Source organism: Citrobacter sp. TBCP-5362, from assembly GCF_005406305.1.
Lineage (GTDB): Bacteria > Pseudomonadota > Gammaproteobacteria > Enterobacterales > Enterobacteriaceae > Citrobacter_B > Citrobacter_B koseri.
In genome coordinates this window covers 2,861,233-2,879,670 of record NZ_CP040234.1, presented here as the reverse complement: position 1 = coordinate 2,879,670, position 18,438 = coordinate 2,861,233, and the positions used below count along the sequence as shown (strand labels likewise).

General features: G+C 54.5%; 14 protein-coding genes, 1 tRNA gene, 1 pseudogene and 1 CRISPR repeat array. Of the genes and pseudogenes, 7 read left to right on the top strand and 9 right to left on the bottom strand.

The window, feature by feature from the left end:
* Nucleotides 1–3: 3 nt before the first annotated feature.
* Genes csy1 through cas6f form a run of 4 tightly spaced genes read left to right on the top strand, consistent with a single transcriptional unit; the run spans nucleotide 4 to nucleotide 3,825 of the window.
* Nucleotides 4–1,326 carry a type I-F CRISPR-associated protein Csy1 gene (gene csy1 / locus FD428_RS13795; protein ID WP_114848456.1) on the top strand — a complete coding sequence of 441 codons (1,323 nt, stop codon included), beginning with the start codon at nucleotides 4–6 and terminating at the stop codon, nucleotides 1,324–1,326.
* Nucleotides 1,314–2,249: a type I-F CRISPR-associated protein Csy2 gene (gene csy2 / locus FD428_RS13790; protein ID WP_114848455.1), complete on the top strand. Its 936-nt coding sequence runs from the start codon at nucleotides 1,314–1,316 to the stop codon at nucleotides 2,247–2,249. Before csy1 ends, csy2 begins: the two co-directional genes overlap by 13 nt.
* A 10-nt stretch (nucleotides 2,250–2,259) precedes the next feature.
* Nucleotides 2,260–3,261, top strand: coding sequence for a type I-F CRISPR-associated protein Csy3 (gene csy3 / locus FD428_RS13785; RefSeq protein WP_058668949.1), 1,002 nt, complete (start codon nucleotides 2,260–2,262; stop codon nucleotides 3,259–3,261).
* A 9-nt stretch (nucleotides 3,262–3,270) separates the two neighbouring features.
* Nucleotides 3,271–3,825 (top strand): type I-F CRISPR-associated endoribonuclease Cas6/Csy4, encoded by a 555-nt coding sequence (gene cas6f / locus FD428_RS13780; protein ID WP_049011447.1) that lies wholly within the window; start codon nucleotides 3,271–3,273, stop codon nucleotides 3,823–3,825.
* Nucleotides 3,826–4,011: 186 nt separating this feature from the next.
* Here cas6f and FD428_RS13775 read toward each other — a convergent pair.
* The 3 genes from FD428_RS13775 to FD428_RS13765 all read right to left on the bottom strand — a co-directional run bounded on the left by FD428_RS13775 (nucleotide 4,012) and on the right by FD428_RS13765 (nucleotide 5,812).
* Nucleotides 4,012–4,099, bottom strand: a tRNA-Ser gene (locus FD428_RS13775).
* A 147-nt stretch (nucleotides 4,100–4,246) separates the two neighbouring features.
* Entirely contained in the window at nucleotides 4,247–4,924 is a 678-nt protein-coding gene (locus FD428_RS13770; RefSeq protein WP_049011452.1) for an isochorismatase family protein, read from the bottom strand.
* A 21-nt stretch (nucleotides 4,925–4,945) separates the two neighbouring features.
* Nucleotides 4,946–5,812, bottom strand: a complete 867-nt coding sequence (locus FD428_RS13765) for a pirin family protein (protein ID WP_114848454.1) — start codon at nucleotides 5,810–5,812, stop codon at nucleotides 4,946–4,948.
* 108 nt (nucleotides 5,813–5,920) lie between these two features.
* Here FD428_RS13765 and FD428_RS13760 point away from each other — a divergent pair, with 108 nt between their 5' ends.
* Nucleotides 5,921–6,832 (top strand): LysR family transcriptional regulator, encoded by a 912-nt coding sequence (locus FD428_RS13760; RefSeq protein ID WP_058668952.1) that lies wholly within the window; start codon nucleotides 5,921–5,923, stop codon nucleotides 6,830–6,832.
* 145 nt (nucleotides 6,833–6,977) lie between these two features.
* Nucleotides 6,978–7,305: direct repeats of the CRISPR family, unit length 28 nt; unit sequence GTTCACTGCCGTACAGGCAGCTTAGAAA.
* A gap of 140 nt (nucleotides 7,306–7,445) precedes the next feature.
* On the opposite strand, the gene infA is transcribed toward FD428_RS13760, so the two are convergent.
* The 6 genes and pseudogenes from infA to trxB all read right to left on the bottom strand — a co-directional run bounded on the left by infA (nucleotide 7,446) and on the right by trxB (nucleotide 13,268).
* On the bottom strand, nucleotides 7,446–7,664 hold the full coding sequence (infA, locus tag FD428_RS13755) for a translation initiation factor IF-1 (RefSeq protein ID WP_001040187.1): 219 nt from the start codon (nucleotides 7,662–7,664) through the stop codon (nucleotides 7,446–7,448).
* A pseudogene (locus tag FD428_RS13750) lies at nucleotides 7,592–7,948 on the bottom strand (hypothetical protein). Before FD428_RS13750 ends, infA begins: the two are co-directional and overlap by 73 nt.
* A complete protein-coding gene (gene aat, locus FD428_RS13745) occupies nucleotides 7,949–8,653 on the bottom strand; it encodes a leucyl/phenylalanyl-tRNA--protein transferase (protein ID WP_012133041.1) in 705 nt (234 codons plus the stop codon).
* Nucleotides 8,654–8,697: 44 nt separating this feature from the next.
* Nucleotides 8,698–10,419: a cysteine/glutathione ABC transporter ATP-binding protein/permease CydC gene (cydC, locus tag FD428_RS13740; protein ID WP_058668953.1), complete on the bottom strand. Its 1,722-nt coding sequence runs from the start codon at nucleotides 10,417–10,419 to the stop codon at nucleotides 8,698–8,700.
* On the bottom strand, nucleotides 10,420–12,186 hold the full coding sequence (gene cydD / locus FD428_RS13735) for a cysteine/glutathione ABC transporter permease/ATP-binding protein CydD (protein ID WP_071259507.1): 1,767 nt from the start codon (nucleotides 12,184–12,186) through the stop codon (nucleotides 10,420–10,422).
* Between the two features lie 113 nt (nucleotides 12,187–12,299).
* On the bottom strand, nucleotides 12,300–13,268 hold the full coding sequence (gene trxB, locus FD428_RS13730) for a thioredoxin-disulfide reductase (protein ID WP_049011457.1): 969 nt from the start codon (nucleotides 13,266–13,268) through the stop codon (nucleotides 12,300–12,302).
* Nucleotides 13,269–13,815: 547 nt separating this feature from the next.
* Here trxB and lrp point away from each other — a divergent pair.
* Both lrp and ftsK read left to right on the top strand, forming a co-directional pair.
* Entirely contained in the window at nucleotides 13,816–14,310 is a 495-nt protein-coding gene (lrp, locus tag FD428_RS13725; protein WP_000228469.1) for a leucine-responsive transcriptional regulator Lrp, read from the top strand.
* A gap of 77 nt (nucleotides 14,311–14,387) precedes the next feature.
* On the top strand, nucleotides 14,388–18,365 hold the full coding sequence (ftsK, locus tag FD428_RS13720) for a DNA translocase FtsK (RefSeq protein ID WP_371417096.1): 3,978 nt from the start codon (nucleotides 14,388–14,390) through the stop codon (nucleotides 18,363–18,365).
* Nucleotides 18,366–18,438: the final 73 nt, after the last annotated feature.

The following is an 18,438-nucleotide window of genomic DNA, read 5'->3' as shown; positions in this document are numbered from 1 at the left end:
GTTATGACAACTGAAGCACTGACCCATTTTATTACCGATTACATTGCCTCGCGAAGGCAGCCAAAGCTGGAAGCCTTTGAAAAAGAGGCTGCAAAGCGACTGGCGCAGGGAGAAGATGCCAGTACCATCGCCCTGGAACGTCAGACGCTTGAGGCACGCTATCAACCGCAAAATTGGTTGACGGATGCGGCAAGGCGAGCAGAGCAAATTAGCCTGGTGACGCATGCGGCTAAATTTACCCACGGGGATTCAAAAAGCAGCAGCATATATCGCGATACCGTGGGTGAAGAGGGGTATTTAAGCACTGCGTCGCTTAAGAACCTCCCGACGGATGCCGTTGGAAATGCCGCCGCGCTTGACGTCGCGAAATTGTTGCAAACCGACGTCGAGGGTGACTCGCTGCTGGCTTGTCTGAAGCGGGGTGAACATCAACCGCTTCACGCCTTTGCTGAGAATGACGCTCAACTGACGCAGTGGGTGGAAGGGTTTAATCGTGCGTTAACGCCCACTCAGCCGGCATCGCATAAACTCGCTAAACAGGTCTATTTCCCCGTAGGCAATGATTACCATCTGTTGTGTCCGTTGTTTGCTACCTCGCTGGCGCAGGTGTTGCATGAAAAACTAGTCGCACCTCGCTTTGGAGAAGAGGCGAAAGCGGTACGCGATGCGCACAAAGCGGGTAAATGGCATCCGCATCCCGATGTTCGTTATCCAGACATGGCTGAAATGCATTTTGGCGGTACCAAGCCACAGAATATTTCTGCGTTGAACAGCGCGCGCGGTGGGCGTATCTGGCTGCTGTCGTCGCAGCCGCCTCAATGGCTGAATCTGGATAAAGCGCCGCAAAATATGCTCAATCTCTTTGCGTTGCGCGGCGCGTTTAATCGGGCCGCGTCAGGTATTGTTTCCCGTATGGTGTTTCTGCTGAAAGAAAATACTGAGAAGAATAATCACGCTATTCGCAATGCGCGAGCAGCGTATGTTGATGAGCTTATCGACCTTCTTTTCATGCATGCCGCCACTTTCCAGCAGGCGTCCTGGCAAGGCTGGACGCGAAATAATACCGATCTCCTCCTCCATCAGCAGCTTTGGCTCGATCCCTGGCGCGGCCAGACGGATGAAACTTTCCGTCTTGAACGTGACAAAGATGACTGGCAAATAAGCGTTGCGGATGATTTCGCACGCTGGCTGAACTATCGGCTTAATAAGGCGCGTCTGGATGTGGGGCTTGTTGAGCGCCGGGAATGGCGGACGCAATCGCTGTTTCGCCAGCGGATGCGGGAAATGGAAGCGATTTTGCGGGAGGCGCTGAAATGCGTTATCTGATTTTATTGCCCCATATCCGTATTGAAAATGCGAATGCCGTTGCCGGGTTAACCTGGGGTTTTCCGGCGATAAGCCATTTTCTGGGGTACGTGCATGCGCTTTCCCGTAAAGTGCGCGCCACGCATGGCGTGCATTTTGATGGCTGCGCGGTGATCAGCCATCATTCTCATGTTCAGGCATATTCCTCGGGGCGTGACTATCAGTTTGCGCTTACGCGTAACCCTTTGACTAAAGAAGGGAAAACGGCCTCGTTCAATGAAGAAGGAAGAATGCACCTTACCGTCTCCCTGGTGATTGAGTGCCAGGGTGAAATCGTGAATGGCGAATACGGCAAAGAGGCGTTTTGTTCGCAGTTGAAAATGCTGTGTCAGAGCCAAAAGCTGGCGGGCGGAAGTATTGTCAGTCTGCGCGATCCGCAGGTATTTCCTGCGCCGGATGATGAAAAACAGCTCCGTCAGATCCTCTGGCGGCTGATGCCGGGTTTTGCTCTTTGCGACCGCAGCGAATGGCTGACAACGCATTATCACCAGCGTCGGCAACAACAGCCGGAAAGCACATTACTGGATGCCTGGTTAGATTTTGCCGCAATCCAGTACCGCGCTATACCACCGGAAGAGGGGGGCAACGCTCAATGGGAATATCAGCCTAAGCCGATGCCTGGTTATCTGGTGCCGCTGATGTGCGGCTATCAGCGTATTTCTCCGCTTTATTCCCCCGGAGAGGTTGCCAGTGCGCGCGATAATTCGACGCCGTTTGCGTTTACCGAGGCGGTGTATGGCGTAGGAGAATGGCGTGGGTTGCATCGTGTTACGGATATTCAGCCGCTTCTCTGGCGCTACCGCACAACCGACACGGGCTACTATTGCTCTGCAATGCCTGTCGCAGACGACTTTACGTTTAACGAAGACGACGATTTAGAATAAGGACATGACTATGGCAAAGGCTCCTGTATCTGTAAAAACCGCTTCTGTACTGGCATTTGAGCGCAAACTCGCTACGTCCGATGCGATGATGTATGCGGGTAACTGGCAAAGCGATCATTGGCAACCGATTGAAATTCAGGAAAAGGCGGTTCGAGGAACGATTTCCAATCGGCTGAAAAATGCGATTTCCAGCGATCCGGCGAAGCTGGATGCGGAAATTCAAAAAGCAAACCTGCAACGTGTGGATATTGCGGCCTTACCGGCAGATGCCGACACCTTGAAAGTGGTGTTTACGCTGCGCGTATTGGGTAATTTATCTACGCCATCGGTATGTAATGATATGGCATACCAGGATGCGCTTCAGCAGGTTATTGATGGCTATATCAATGAGTATGGATTTGGTGAACTGGCGCGCAGGTACGCCACGAATCTGGCAAACGGACGTTTCCTGTGGCGCAACCGCATTGGCGCTGAGCAGATCCAGGTGAATGTCGCGGCCAGTGGGCAGGAATGGATTTTTAACAGTCACAACTATTCCCTGCGTGAGTTTGAGCAGGAAGATGCTTCGCTGAGCCAACTGGCGGCGATAATCGAAAAAGGATTAAGCGGTCAGGAATGGGTCATGCTGACTGTCGAAGCGCAGGTGCGTCTGGGCGCCGGGCAGGAGGTTTTTCCTTCGCAGGAACTGGTGCTGGACAGTAACAGCAGTAAAAGCAGGGTGTTATACCAGGTCAGTGGTGTTGCGGGCATTCACTCGCAGAAAATCGGCAACGCTTTGCGTACCGTCGATACGTGGCACCCAAAAGTAGAAGAATTGGGCGCGATTGCGGTAGAACCCTATGGCTCAGTAACCAGTCGTGGCGTAGCGTGTCGCCAGCCGAAGGATAAAATGGATTTTTATACCTTACTGGATAACTGGGTCACTAAGGGTATGAAACCGGATGCCGCTCAGCAGCATTATGTGATGGCGGTACTGGTTCGCGGCGGCGTATTTGGTGAGAAAAGCGAATAAGGAGCGATGATGGATCACTATTTTGATCTCCGTGTCCTGCCAGACCCCGAATTTAATACTGAAATGCTGATGGCGGCGTTATTTGCCAAACTGCATCGTGCGTTAGGCGCAAGGGGAAAGGGGGATATTGGCGTTAGCTTCCCCCAGTTTGGCGTGACGCCAGGATCGTGCTTGCGTCTTCATGGTTCGTTATTGGCGTTACAGGAACTTGAGGCCGGTTCATGGCGCAAGGGGCTGAATGATTATTGCCAGTGTATGGCGATAACGCCTGTTCCGGCTGTAAAAGGCTGGCGCACGGTGAGTCGGGTGCAGGTGAAAAGCAGTCCACAACGGTTATTGCGGCGTTCCGTCAGGAAGGGATGGTTAACGGAAGAGCAGGCGCAGCAGCGCCTGGTGGAGTCAACCGAACAGCATAGCGATTTGCCTTACCTGAACGTTAAGAGCTTGTCGAATCAGCAACAATTTCGGGTGTTTATTCGCCACGGTGAACTGCGTTCTGAACCTGTTAGCGGGACATTCACAAGCTATGGATTAAGTTCTACGGCGACCATTCCCTGGTTCTGAGAAGCCTGATGGCGCTTCGCTTATCAGGCCTACAGAGCTCCACTCGTAGGCCGGATAAGGCGTGTGCGCCGCTATCCGGCCTACGAGTGGAGCTCTGTAGGCCGGATAAGGCGTGTGCGCCGCTATCCGGCGATGTGCAATAGGCGAAAAAAAGCCCGTACTTTCGTACGCGCTCTTTTCTGAATATGGCGGTGAGGGGGGGATTCGAACCCCCGATACGTTGCCGTATACACACTTTCCAGGCGTGCTCCTTCAGCCACTCGGACACCTCACCATATTGTATTGCTGCCTGACCGCTTGGGGGGCAACGGGGCGCTACTATAGGGAGTTGCGCCAAAACGGTCAAGCAGAATTTACGCTTTAATTATCGTTTGGTTACGCAATGAACATATTCCCTGCCCTGGGGGAGCAGGGAATACGATTAGCGCTGTGAATCCAGTATCTCACCGTTTTTCACCACTTCCTGCGCTTTGCTGTAACTCTCGATCAACAACTGATATGCCGGGAACACTTTGGTGTAGACCTCAGCCCACTCTGCTGCGTCTTCACGGTTCCAGGTGCTCTGCAACTCGGAAGCCACTGCGGCGGTATCCATCGGTACGACGCCAGCCTGAACAACGCGTGCCAGCGTGATCTCCTGGGCCATTTTGCTGTAGGTGCCGGAAGCATCAATGACAGCAAACACTTTATAACCTTCCGCGACTGCGCTAATCGCCGGGAATGCCATGCAAACGCTGGTAATCGTGCCGGCGATAATCAGCGTTTTACGGCCGGTCGCTTTTACCGCCTGGACGAAATCAGCGTTATCCCAGGCGTTGATCTCGCCTTTGCGGGCAATATACTGCGCGTGCGGTGCATTGGCGTGGATCTCCGGGATCAGCGGGCCGTTCGGTCCCTGCGGTACAGATGCCGTCGTAATGACCGGCATCTTCGACAAGGTCGCCATTTTGGCCAGCGCGGCCGCACGGGCGCGTAATTCAGGCATCGGCATATCGCCAACGGTCTGGAAAAGCCCGCTCTGGTGGTCGATTAACAGCATAACGGAATCGTTAACGTCAATTACCGGGCGCAAACCATTAAAATTAGCAGGACTGGACATATTGTGTACTCCTCAATGTTTTCAGATTTGGCCAAAACGGCCGGAGTTGAAATCGCGTACGGCTTCTGCGATTTCTTGTTTTGTGTTCATGACAAATGGGCCGTAACCGACAATAGGCTCATTCAGCGGCTCGCCCGACAACAGCAGAACGCTGGCATCGCTACTGGCTTCGAGATACAGGTTTTCACCTTCCTGGCTTAACACCACCAGTTGCGCTTCATTTACCGGTGTTGTGCCATTCACCGTAATACTTCCTTTCAGGACGACCAGCGCGGTGCTCCACCCTTCAGCGACGGGCAGCGTAAGATGACGATCGCGTTGCAGGCGCATATCCCAGACATTCAACGGCGAGAAGGTATGCGCCGGGCCTTGCACATCCTGATAGCGGCCCGCAATAATGCGCGCGGTTCCGGCTTCGTCAGGCAGCGTTACGGCAGGGATGAGATCGCTGCTGATGCTTTGATAACCCGGCACCGCCATTTTGTCTTTCGCGGGCAGGTTCACCCACAGTTGCACCATTTCCAGCTCGCCTCCCTGTTGGGTAAAGGCTGAAGAATGAAACTCTTCATGCAAAATGCCTGCGCCTGCGGTCATCCACTGCACATCGCCAGGGCCGATGACGCCGCCGCGGCCTGTTGAATCGCGGTGCTCAACTTCGCCGCTGTAAACAATCGTGACGGTTTCAAAACCGCGATGCGGGTGTTCTCCCACTCCACGTTTTTCGTTTTCGGCGCCAGGGGAAAAGGTATGCGGCCCGGCATAGTCCAGCAGCAGGAACGGGCTTAACTGCTCTGCATGGGACTGATAAGAGAATAGCGAACGAACCGGAAATCCATCGCCAACCCAGTGCGGGCGAGGTGCGGTATAGACGCCTGTAATCTGTTTCATGGTGGTCTCCTCGGTGGCGTTGTCTTGATGTAAATAAGCTTATATCTATGACAATGATCTGAGTAGTCGCTAAAATAGACCTTACCGTTCTATAAACAGGACAATGTAATGACAAAACCGGATCTCAATGATTTTGCGTGGTTTGTTCATGTCGTCGAGGAGGGGGGATTTGCGGCGGCAGGGCGAGCGCTGGATGAACCAAAGTCAAAGCTTAGCCGACGTATTGCGCAACTGGAGGAACGGCTGGGCGTTCGCCTTATTCAACGAACCACGCGGCAATTTAATGTCACTGAAGTCGGGCAGACCTTTTATGAACATTGTAAGGCAATGCTGGTGGAAGCACAGGCGGCGCAGGATGCGATAGCCGCCTTACAGGTCGAGCCGCGCGGCATTGTAAAACTGACATGTCCAGTGACGTTGCTACATGTTCATATCGGCCCAATGCTGGCGAAGTTTATGGCGCGTTATCCCGATGTGTCGTTACAACTTGAAGCAACCAACCGCCGTGTTGACGTGGTTGGCGAGGGCATTGACGTTGCAATTCGCGTCCGGCCGCGTCCTTTTGAAGACAGCGATCTGGTGATGCGCGTGCTGGCGGACAGGGGGCACCGTTTGTTTGCCAGCCCGACATTGGTACAGCGTATGGGGAATCCTTCTTCGCCAGCAGAACTGCATCACTGGCCCGGACTGAGCCTGGCTTCAGGTAAACATATCCACCGCTGGGAACTCTTTGGTCCACAGGGCGCGCGTGCTGAAGTTCACTTTACACCGCGTTTGATCACTACAGACATGCTGGCGCTGCGTGAAGCGGCCGTTGCGGGCGTCGGCCTCGTTCAGTTACCTGTTTTAATGGTGAAAGACCAACTGGCTGCGGGGGAGCTGGTTGCCTTGCTGGAAGGATGGGAACCCAGAAGAGAGGTGATTCATGCGGTATTCCCGTCCCGCCGTGGATTGCTGCCGTCCGTACGCGCACTGGTGGATTTTTTGACAGAAGAGTATGCGCGGATGGTGGAAGATTAAAACAGAGCGCAATATACCCCTTTTTATTTTATGTTACTAACTTATTGATTTTATTTTATATATACAACTTGGGTGAAAAAGGGTCTGACAGGAAGACGTTGCGTTTTTCTTCAATAAATCAACGTGATTGTCTGATATTATTCCTGTTCACTGCCGTACAGGCAGCTTAGAAACGCCTTGAACCTCAATTCTTGTCCAGTTTCCAGTTCACTGCCGTACAGGCAGCTTAGAAAGCAGTATAAATATCAGCGGGACATGATACAGCGTTCACTGCCGTACAGGCAGCTTAGAAAATAGCAGCGAGGCGCTCCAGTTCTCCGGCAGCGTTCACTGCCGTACAGGCAGCTTAGAAAATGCTCGCGTACTGGTTCGTGGCGATATCGCCGTTCACTGCCGTACAGGCAGCTTAGAAAAAGTTGATCACCGTTGTTCGCCGTAGCGTTTCGTTCACTGCCGTACAGGCAGTTCAGTATTGAATGTAGAAGGAAGGGACGCTGCGGGGAATAAAAATAACGTTAATTCGCATCAACGGTATTCATGCAGGAAAGGGACAACAAAAAGGCCGGATAAACCGACCTTTTTTTATCTTTACGCCACCCGGGCGTGAAAACAATCAGCGACTACGGAAGACAATGCGGCCTTTGCTCAGGTCGTACGGGGTCAGTTCAACAGTCACTTTGTCGCCCGTCAGGATGCGGATGTAGTTTTTACGCATTTTACCGGAGATGTGTGCAGTAACCACGTGACCGTTTTCTAATTCTACGCGGAACATGGTATTAGGTAACGTTTCGAGAACGGTACCCTGCATTTCAATATTGTCTTCTTTGGCCATCTAATCCTCTGGGGTATCACTACCGTAATTTGAACCGGCAAGATAATGCCGAAGTTCTTTAAATAAGTAAAGATTTGCGCGTTTAAAACGCAGCAAATCAGGTTTGGCGCATTACTCCGAAAAACACGGCAAAGCCGCACTTGAAGCGCAACGTATAAGGGAGCGATGAGATAAACGATGGGCGTTACCTGACGCGAACGGTTCCTTAACGGCGGCGGGGTAATGGGCATAACCTGCTCTGCGGCACAATTATAACACCCTGACAAAAAATGTGCCGAAAACATTCACGCCTGAGGTGAAAATAACGTGCGCGGCACCCAGAAATGACCCGGTAATCGCTGTTGCCGTAATGATCCCAGATGCTCAAGGTATTGCCTGCGGGGAATTTCGACAGCGCCAAGCGATGCCGTGTGGCTATTCAGCACCTGGCAGTCGATTAATTTTCCACCCTGACGAATAAATTCAGCGCAAAAAACAAGCAGCGCGGTTTTGGAGGCGTTCTCCTGGCGACTGAACATCGATTCGCCGCAAAACAGGGTGCCTTGCGAAACGCCATACATGCCGCCGACGAGCGCGTTGTGTCGCCATACTTCGATGGAATGCGCATGCCCCAGCTCATGTAAGCGGTGATACGCTTCCACCACATCGCGCGTGATCCAGGTTCCTTCGTCACGATCGTTGGCGCAGCCTTCAATAACCTGACCAAACGCATAATTAAGCGTGACGCGATAGGGCGATCGTTTGTGAAAACGCTTCATGCTGCGGCTGATGTGTAATGTTTCAGGCTGCAAAATAGCGCGAGGATCGGGTGACCACCAAAGAATCGGGTCGCCCGGTGAAAACCACGGGAAAATACCCCGCTGATAGGCCATCAATAAGCGGGCAGGGCTGAGATCGCCACCAAGCGCCAATAAACCATTGGGTTCACGTAACGCGCCTTCCGGCGAGGGGAAGGCGATTGAGTGGCGAGAAAGCTGAACCAGGCGCATGACCGCAGAACTCCAGTACGCAAGTCGGATCGTTCAATAATAGCTTACAGACGTTGCTTAAACTGGTAATAACGACCCTGCCTGGCTAACAGATCTGCGTGATTACCTTGCTCAATAATTTGTCCGTTGTCCATCACTATTATTTGATCAAAACGCGACAGCCCGCGCAGACGGTGCGTGACCATTAAAACGGTTTTCCCGCGCATAACCTCTGCCAGCAATTCAAGCATCTGGCTTTCGGTTGTCGCGTCCAGCCCCTCAGTGGGTTCATCGAGCAGCATGAGCGGCGCATCGTGCAGCAGGGCACGGGCGATAGCCAGACGACGAAGCTCGCCGCCTGACAGCTGACGTCCGCCTTCGCCTAGCCAGCTGTTAAGTCCGCCATCCTCCAGCAGCTTTTCCAGCCCGACACGGCGCAGCATCTCTGAGAGCGTATCGTCGTTTGCGTCTGGCGCTGCCAGCAGCAGGTTGTCACGCAATGTGGCGCTGAACAGGTGTACTCGCTGCGACACCACGCTAATGGTGCGACGCAGGGCCGCTTCATCCAGCGTTGAAATTGGTTGATCGTTAAGCAGAATATCGCCGCTCTGCGGGTCCCAGGCGCGGGTGAGCAGTTGCAGCAATGTCGATTTCCCGCAGCCGGTGCGTCCGAGAATAGCGATATGTTCTCCGGGCGCGACTTGCAGAGAAAGGGCATCCAGCGCTTTTTGCGGCTGCTCCGGGTAACTGAATGAAACGTCACGCAGCGTCAGCGTTACCTGCCGGGGAGCCGCTGCTTCGCCATCCGGGAAGGTCACTTCAGGCTGCTGCTCGGTCAGTTCGGTAATACGCAGCGCAGAGGCGATGACCTGGCCAAGATGTTGAAACGCGCCGGTAACGGGGGCAAGCGCTTCAAATGCCGCCAGCGCGCAAAAGACAAACAGCGCTATCAGCGCGCCAGGCTGGCTGTTATCGCCGACGCCGCCGGAAGCCATCCATAACATCAGCATTACCGCCAGTGCGCCAATAAGCAGCATTAAGGCCTGGGATAGCGCCGTTAATTCAGACTGACGTCGCTGGGCTTCATGCCACTGTAATTCCGTGGCTTCCATTTGCGCCCGATAGCGCGAGCTGGCGCCAAATATAGTCAGTTCCGCCTGACCCTGTAGCCAGGCGGTTAACTGCTGGCGATACTGACCGCGTAAATGGGTTAAGTTCTGCCCGGTGCTTTTTCCGGCGCGATAGAAGAGCGGCGGCATAATAAACAGCGTCAGCAGCATAATGCCGCCCAGCGTAATCGCAAGGGTGAAATCGAGAACACTCAGCCCCAGCGTGACCACCATAATCACCACAAACGCGCCAACCAGCGGAGAGATAACGCGCAGGTAGAGGTGATCCAGCGTGTCGACATCGGCGACGACGCGGTTCAGCAGCTCGCCCTGACGATAGCGGGCAAGGCCAGCAGGGGAGAGCGGCAGCAGCTTGCTGAACGTATGAATACGCAAATGTTGCAATACGCGGAAGGTGGCGTCATGGCTGACCAGACGCTCGAAATACCGGCCCGCAGTACGGGTGATCGCCGCACCGCGTACGCCAGCAGCCGGCAGCATGTAGTTAAAGCTATAGATACCCGCCACACCGACTACGGCTGAAGCGGAGAGGAACCAGCCAGAGAGCGTCAGCAAACCGATACTGGCCAGTAGCGTGACGATGGCCAGAATAATACCGAGCGTTAACATCCACTTATGACGTTTATACAGCGTCAGATACGGTAGCAAGGCGCGCATTTAAATGTCCTCCTGACGATGAGCCAATAGTGTCGCAAACGCGCCGTTGGCGCTGCTGAGTTGGGCATAATCACCTTGCTCGATGATCTGCCCATCCTGCATAACCCAGATCACGTCCCAGTCGGCAAGATCTTCTAACTGATGCGTTACCATCAGCGTGGTCTGGCGTTTTGATGCGGCATTCAGCGCCTGCATTACACGCTGTTCGCTGTGGGCATCCAGACTGGCGGCGGGTTCATCCAGCAACAACAATTTGCAGGGATTCAGCAGGGCGCGGGCAACCGCAACCCGCTGCGCCTGACCGACGGAAAGGCGACCCGCGTGATCGCCAGTCGGCGTGTCTACACCTTGCGGCAGCAGAGGTAAAAACTCACTGACCCAGGCGCTGTCGAGAGCCGCCTGTAACGCTTGTTCACTGGCATCCGGGCGGGCAAGCAGGACGTTTTCACGGAGCGTGCCTGCCGGTAATTGTGGGTTTTGCCCCACCCAGGAGAGATGTTTTCGCCAGGATTCCGGGGATAAATCACGAAGTTCAACGCCGTTAATGCACAGGGAGCCCTGATAAGAGAGAAAGCCAGACAGCGCGTTTAACAGTGAACTCTTTCCTGAACCGCTGCGACCAACCAGTACGGCGCGCTGGCCTGCGGCCAGTGTGAAATTCAGCGGTCCGGCAAGCGGTTTACCTTCCGGCGAGGTAATTATCAGATCCTGCGCTTCAAGGGTTACCGGTTCTTTCCCGGAAAGTTCGACATCACCGCGTTCCGGGTGAGCGAGAGGCGTTTCCATAAAGGTTTTCAGGCTGTCAGCCGCACCTACCGCCTGCGCTTTGGCATGGTAAAAGGTGCCCAGATCGCGCAGTGGCTGGAAAAACTCCGGCGCCAGAATCAGCGCCAGGAAGCCGGCGGCAAGCGTGACGCCTGTCCCGTAATGGCCGAAATTAAGTTCGCCGAGGTAGGAGAAACCGAAATAAACCGCGACCAGCGCAATGGACAGCGACGTGAAGAACTCCAGTACCCCGGAGGATAAAAAGGCGAGACGCAGGACTTCCATTGTGCGCTGGCGAAAATCTTGTGAAGCGACACGAATGCTTTCCGTTTCTGCTTCACCGCGCCCGAAGATGCGCAGCGTCTCCATACCGCGTAAGCGGTCGAGGAAATGCCCGCTCAGGCGGGCAAGCGCCTGGAAATTACGGCGGTTAGCGTCGGCGGCGCCCATTCCCACCATCGCCATAAATAATGGGATCAGCGGTGCGGTGCCGAGCAAAATCAGCGCGGCGGCCCAGTTTGACGGGAAAATCGCCGCCACAATCAACAAGGGAACGCAGACAGCAAGCGCCATTTGCGGCAGATAGCGGGCATAGTAATCATGCATATCGTCAATCTGCTCCAGCACCAGCGTCGCCCAGCTACCAGCCGGTTTACCCTGAATCCAGGCTGGCCCTGCCTGTTGCAGGCGATCCAGCACCTGGCGGCGGATCTCAAATCGGATATGCTGCCCGGCATGAAAACCCACCCGCTCGCGCAGCCAGACCACCCAGGCGCGCAGGACAAACACCAACATCAGTACGATGAAGGGGAGCAGGAGGGCTTCGCGGGGAATATTGTCCATGATCATATGCTGGAGAATGCGAGCCATGATCCAGGCCTGAGCGACAATCAGTACGCCACTCACGAAACCCAACAGGCGTGAAATGTTCAGCCAACGTTGGGAAATTACACTTTGCTGTTTTAACCAGCGGGTCAATTCTTTTTGACGGGTTTTATTCATTGCACGCTTAGCAGGTGAGTTATCGGAATTTTTGGCACGGCAATGTTACAACGGGGCAAAAATAAAGGCGACTTATAGTCGCCTTTTTTACTTTTGTTACTGATTTGTAAAAACTATTTGCACGCGTCAGCCAGACCGTCAAGGTAGCGTTCAGCGTCCAGCGCCGCCATGCAACCTGTGCCCGCTGAGGTGATTGCCTGACGATAAATATGGTCCATCACGTCGCCTGCGGCGAACACGCCGGGAACGCTGGTCTGCGTGGCGTTACCGTGGATGCCGGACTGGACTTTGATATAGCCGTTTTCCAGTTCAAGCTGACCTTCAAAAATCGCGGTGTTCGGGCTGTGGCCGATGGCGACAAACAGGCCTGCAACGTCAAGGGATTCGATGTTGTCCGGGTTTTGCGTATCACGCAGACGCAAACCGGTAACGCCCATCTGATCGCCGGTCACCTCTTCCAGAGTGCGGTGGGTATGCAGCACGATGTTGCCGTTTTCCACTTTATCCATCAGGCGCTTGATCAGAATTTTTTCGGCGCGGAAGCCGTCGCGACGGTGAATCAAATGCACTTCAGCGGCGATGTTCGCCAGGTATAACGCTTCTTCAACCGCCGTGTTGCCGCCGCCGATGACCGCGACCTTCTGGTTGCGATAGAAGAAACCGTCGCAGGTGGCGCAGGCAGACACGCCACGGCCTTTAAACGCTTCTTCAGACGGCAGGCCGAGGTAGCGTGCGGAAGCGCCGGTTGCGATGATCAGCGCATCGCAGGTGTATTCGCCGCTGTCGCCGGTCAGACGGAAAGGACGGTTTTGCAGATCCACGCTATTGATGTGATCGAAGATGATTTCAGTATCAAATTTCGTCGCATGTTCGTGCATGCGCTCCATCAACAGCGGGCCGGTCAGATCGTTCGGATCGCCAGGCCAGTTTTCCACTTCCGTCGTGGTGGTCAGTTGACCGCCTTTCTCCATACCGGTAACCAGAACCGGTTGCAGGTTTGCGCGCGCAGCGTAGACCGCAGCGGTATATCCCGCCGGTCCAGAACCCAGGATAAGCAGTTTACTGTGTTTGGTCGTGCCCATGAGATCCCCATAGTTGTTGGCAGACAATGGGCAGGATTGTAGGGAATTTGCAGACGTAAAAAAAGAGTATAGCGATTTTGTTAACAATATGTGTAATAGCAGGAACCGATGAATGGGCGGATTTAGGGCTGCGATATAACGCTTTCTACTTAAAATCGGCCAGTTATAAGGTGATAAAATGACGATTTAGCGCCGCTCTTAATGAATAACTGGCATGTTGTACTAAAAATCGATGTTTTGCTTTGACAATCCCCTGCTGTTTTGCGAAAACATCTTCTGGAAGAAAAAAACAGTGTTATGTGTGTGCTGCATAATCATGCATATAAGCACCATGTTTACCGGGCTAGTGAAATCTACGCATGGCGTGGACAGACGCCATTCGTGATGTCGATAGCTGCCATCCGGCAACGGTCTTCTCACCATAGGCCCTGGCATTGCGCGCCGTTAATCCCTCTGGGTTCGGTCTATTGTGATGGGCATCGACTCTGAACAGTGATGTTAGTAGAGTCAGGCAGGAGTAGGGAAGGAATACAGAGAGACAATAATAATGGTAGATAGCAAGAAGCGCCCTGGCAAAGATCTCGACCGTATCGATCGTAACATTCTTAATGAGTTGCAAAAGGATGGGCGTATTTCTAACGTCGAGCTTTCTAAACGAGTGGGACTTTCACCGACGCCTTGCCTTGAGCGTGTCCGTCGGCTGGAAAGACAGGGTTTTATTCAGGGCTATACGGCGCTGTTAAACCCGCATTATCTGGATGCATCACTTCTGGTTTTTGTTGAGATTACTCTGAATCGTGGCGCTCCAGATGTGTTTGAACAATTTAACGCCGCAGTACAAAAACTTGAAGAAATTCAAGAGTGTCATTTAGTTTCCGGTGATTTCGACTACCTGTTGAAAACACGCGTGCCGGATATGTCAGCGTACCGTAAGCTGCTGGGTGAAACCCTGCTGCGTCTGCCTGGCGTGAATGACACACGTACTTACGTGGTAATGGAAGAAGTCAAACAGAGCAATCGTCTGGTAATTAAGACGCGCTAACACGGAACAGGTGCAAAATCGACGTAGTTTGATTACACTCCTGTTAATCCATACAGCAACAGTGCCGGGGCAACCCGGTGCTGTTGTCCGTTTTAGCATCGGGCAGGAAAAGCCCGAAACCTGGAGAGCCTTTTTTGAGCCAGGAATACACTGAAGACAAAGAAGTCACATTGAAAAAGTTAAGCAGCGGGCGCCGACTTCTGGAAGCGTTGCTGATCCTTATTGCCCTTTTTGCCGTCTGGTTGATGGCAGCCTTACTTAGCTTTAACCCTTCAGATCCCAGTTGGTCGCAAACCGCATGGCATGAGCCTATCCATAATTTGGGCGGCGCGCCGGGCGCATGGCTGGCTGACACGCTGTTCTTTATCTTTGGCGTGATGGCCTACACCATCCCGGTGATTATCGTTGGCGGCTGCTGGTTTGCCTGGCGGCACCAGAGCAACGACGATTACATCGACTATTTTGCCGTGTCGCTGCGCATTATCGGCGTCCTGGCGTTGATTCTTACCTCCTGCGGATTAGCCGCAATTAATGCTGATGATATCTGGTACTTCGCGTCTGGCGGCGTCATTGGCAGCCTGTTAAGCACCACGCTTCAGCCTCTGCTGCACAGCAGCGGGGGAACGATTACGCTGCTGTGCGTCTGGGCAGCCGGTCTGACGCTCTTCACCGGCTGGTCCTGGGTGAGCATTGCAGAAAAACTGGGTGGCTGGCTGCTGAATATTCTCACCTTCGCCAGCAACCGTACTCGCCGCGATGACACCTGGGTCGATGACGACGAGTATGAAGATGATGACGAATACGAAGAAGATGAAGCGGTGGGCGCACAGCGCGAATCCCGACGTGCGCGCATCCTTCGTGGCGCCCTGGCGCGCCGTAAGCGGCTGGCAGAGAAGTTCAGCAATCCGCGTGGGCGACACACGGATGCGGCGCTTTTCTCCGGCAAGCGTATGGATGATGAAGACGATATCGAATACAGCGCGCGTGGCGTGGCTGCCGATCCTGATGATGTGCTGTTCTCCGGCCATCGTGCGACGCAGCCGGAATATGAGGAATACGATCCTCTGCTGAATGGGCATTCGGTCACGGAGCCTGTTGCCTCCGCTGCTGCGGCGACAACGGCAACGCAAGCCTGGGCGGCGCCTGTTGATCCGGTTATGTCTGCACCGTCGGTGCCGGGTGCTGAAGCCGCGTCTGCGCAACCGGTGGTGGAATGGCAGCCTGTTCCGGGGCCGCAAACCGGCGAACCGGTCATTGCGCCCGCGCCGGAAAGTTATCCGCCGCAACCACAATATGCGCAGCCGCAAGCGCCACATCATGAACCGTGGCAGCAGCCTGCGCCGACCGAGCCGCAAGCGCAGTATTACGCTGAACACGCGTATGAACAGCCTGTGCCGCAGGAACCTGCGGCGGAACAACCCTGGCATCCTGAGCCGGTTTATCCGCAAGAGCCTGTTTATCAACACGAGCCGACTTTCGAGCCGCAGCCGGCTTACCCGCAGGAACCGGTTCAGGATACGTATTATCAGCAGCAGCCCGCTGTTGAGCCGCCGTCTGCGGTGGAGCCTGAGCCTGTAGCAGAAGAAATTAAACCCGCCCGTCCGCCGCTCTACTACTTTGAAGAAGTGGAAGAGAAACGCGCGCGTGAGCGTGAGCAACTGGCTGCATGGTATCAGCCGATTCCTGAGCCAGCGAAAGCGCCGGAGCCGGTTAAACCATCGGTACCGACAGCAGCTTCTGTGCCGCCTGTTGAATCCGTTGCCGCGGTTGCGCCGTTGGCGGCAGGCGTCAAAGATGCAACGCTGGCCGCAGGAGCGGCGGCATCCGCTGCACCTGCGTTTAGCCCGGTAAGCGGTGGTGCGCCACGCCCACAGGTTAAAGAGGGGATTGGCCCGCAACTGCCTCGCCCTAACCGCGTTCGCGTTCCGACCCGCCGTGAGCTGGCCTCGTATGGCATAAAATTACCGTCTCAGCGTATCGCGGAAGAGAAAGCGCGTGCGGCGGGGCGTCATCAGTATGATGCCGAAACGCAGTATAGCGATGATGAAATTGATGAGATGCAGCAGGATGAGCTGGCACGTCAGTTCGCCCAGTCTCAGCAGCATCGTTATGGTTCCGAATATCAACATGATGCTCCTCAGGCAGAAGATGAGGATGCAGCAGAAGCTGAACTGGCTCGCCAGTTTGCCTCTTCACAGCAGCAGCGCTATGCCGGGGAACAGCCTGCGGGAGCCCATCCGTTCTCGCTGGATGATTTTGAATTCTCGCCGATGAAAGCGCTGGTGGATGAAGGCCCGCATGAGCCGTTGTTTACTCCCGGTGTGATGCCTGAGCAGCCTGTTGCGCCGCAGCCACAGTATCAGCAGCCGCAACAGCCCGTCGCGCCGCAGCAACCGTATCAACAGCCGCAGCAGCCGGTTGCACCGCAGCAACCGTATCAACAACCGCAGCAGCCGGTTGTGCCGCAGCAACTGTATCAACAACCGCAACAACCGGCCGCGCCACAGCCGCAGGAAAGCCTGATCCATCCGTTGTTGATGCGTAATGGCGACAGTCGTCCGTTGCAGAAACCTACCACGCCGTTGCCGTCGCTGGATCTGCTGACGCCGCCGCCGAGCGCAGTGGAACCGGTCGATACTTTCGCGCTGGAACAAATGGCACGCCTGGTCGAAGCGCGTCTGGCGGATTTCCGCATTAAAGCTGATGTGGTGAACTATTCCCCAGGGCCTGTTATTACCCGTTTTGAGCTGAATCTGGCGCCGGGCGTGAAAGCCGCGCGTATTTCTAACCTGTCACGCGATCTCGCGCGTTCACTGTCAACCGTTGCGGTACGCGTGGTAGAAGTGATTCCTGGTAAGCCTTACGTGGGCCTCGAACTGCCGAACAAAAAACGTCAGACCGTCTACCTGCGTGAAGTGCTGGATAACGCTAAATTCCGCGAGAATCCGTCGCCGCTCACCGTGGTGCTGGGTAAAGATATCGCTGGCGATCCGGTTGTGGCCGATCTGGCGAAAATGCCTCATCTGCTGGTTGCGGGGACGACGGGTTCCGGTAAATCGGTTGGGGTCAATGCCATGATCCTCAGCATGCTGTATAAAGCGCAGCCAGAAGATGTGCGTTTCATCATGATTGACCCGAAAATGCTGGAACTTTCGGTCTATGAAGGCATTCCGCATCTGCTGACCGAAGTGGTCACGGATATGAAAGACGCCGCCAACGCACTGCGCTGGAGCGTTAATGAAATGGAACGCCGCTATAAGCTGATGTCGGCGCTTGGCGTGCGTAATCTGGCAGGCTATAACGAGAAAATTGCCGAAGCGGCACGGATGGGGCGTCCGATTCCAGACCCGTACTGGAAGCCGGGCGACAGCATGGATGCCCAGCATCCGGTGCTGGAAAAACTGCCGTATATCGTGGTTCTGGTCGATGAATTCGCCGATCTGATGATGACCGTCGGTAAGAAAGTTGAAGAGCTGATTGCGCGTCTGGCGCAGAAAGCGCGTGCCGCAGGTATTCACCTGGTGCTGGCGACTCAGCGCCCGTCGGTTGACGTTATTACCGGTCTGATTAAGGCCAACATTCCGACGCGTATCGCCTTTACCGTATCCAGTAAGATCGACTCACGCACGATCCTCGATCAGGGCGGCGCGGAATCCCTGCTGGGGATGGGGGATATGCTTTATTCCGGCCCGAACTCGACCATGCCGGTACGTGTTCATGGCGCGTTTGTCCGCGACCAGGAAGTGCATGCGGTGGTGCAGGACTGGAAAGCGCGTGGTCGCCCGCAATACATTGATGGCATCACCTCGGATAGCGAAAGCGAAGGGGGCGGCGGCGGCTTTGACGGCGGCGAGGAGCTGGATCCGTTATTCGATCAGGCGGTGAGCTTTGTGACCGAAAAACGCAAAGCGTCCATTTCTGGCGTTCAGCGTCAGTTCCGTATCGGTTACAACCGTGCGGCACGTATTGTCGAGCAGATGGAAGCCCAAGGCATTGTCAGCGAACAAGGCCATAACGGGAACCGCGAGGTGCTGGCGCCACCGCCGTTCGAATGATTGCAAAGATCGGTAAATAAATAAGAATTCAGTATTTTCTTCTTTCCTCATGCTGATTTTTGGCCTGGAATAG

Bases quoted from the DNA above. Each gene is read 5' to 3' on its own strand.
- csy2 (WP_114848455.1), top strand. From the start codon at position 1,314: ATGCGTTATCTGATTTTATTGCCCCATATCCGTATTGAAAATGCGAAT.
- cydC (WP_058668953.1), bottom strand. From the start codon at position 10,419: ATGCGCGCCTTGCTACCGTATCTGACGCTGTATAAACGTCATAAGTGG.
- aat (WP_012133041.1), bottom strand. From the start codon at position 8,653: ATGCGCCTGGTTCAGCTTTCTCGCCACTCAATCGCCTTCCCCTCGCCG.
- cas6f (WP_049011447.1), top strand. From the start codon at position 3,271: ATGGATCACTATTTTGATCTCCGTGTCCTGCCAGACCCCGAATTTAAT.
- infA (WP_001040187.1), bottom strand. From the start codon at position 7,664: ATGGCCAAAGAAGACAATATTGAAATGCAGGGTACCGTTCTCGAAACG.
- FD428_RS13765 (WP_114848454.1), bottom strand. From the start codon at position 5,812: ATGAAACAGATTACAGGCGTCTATACCGCACCTCGCCCGCACTGGGTT.
- csy1 (WP_114848456.1), top strand. From the start codon at position 4: ATGACAACTGAAGCACTGACCCATTTTATTACCGATTACATTGCCTCG.
- cydD (WP_071259507.1), bottom strand. From the start codon at position 12,186: ATGAATAAAACCCGTCAAAAAGAATTGACCCGCTGGTTAAAACAGCAA.
- csy3 (WP_058668949.1), top strand. From the start codon at position 2,260: ATGGCAAAGGCTCCTGTATCTGTAAAAACCGCTTCTGTACTGGCATTT.
- FD428_RS13760 (WP_058668952.1), top strand. From the start codon at position 5,921: ATGACAAAACCGGATCTCAATGATTTTGCGTGGTTTGTTCATGTCGTC.
- lrp (WP_000228469.1), top strand. From the start codon at position 13,816: ATGGTAGATAGCAAGAAGCGCCCTGGCAAAGATCTCGACCGTATCGAT.
- FD428_RS13770 (WP_049011452.1), bottom strand. From the start codon at position 4,924: ATGTCCAGTCCTGCTAATTTTAATGGTTTGCGCCCGGTAATTGACGTT.
- trxB (WP_049011457.1), bottom strand. From the start codon at position 13,268: ATGGGCACGACCAAACACAGTAAACTGCTTATCCTGGGTTCTGGACCG.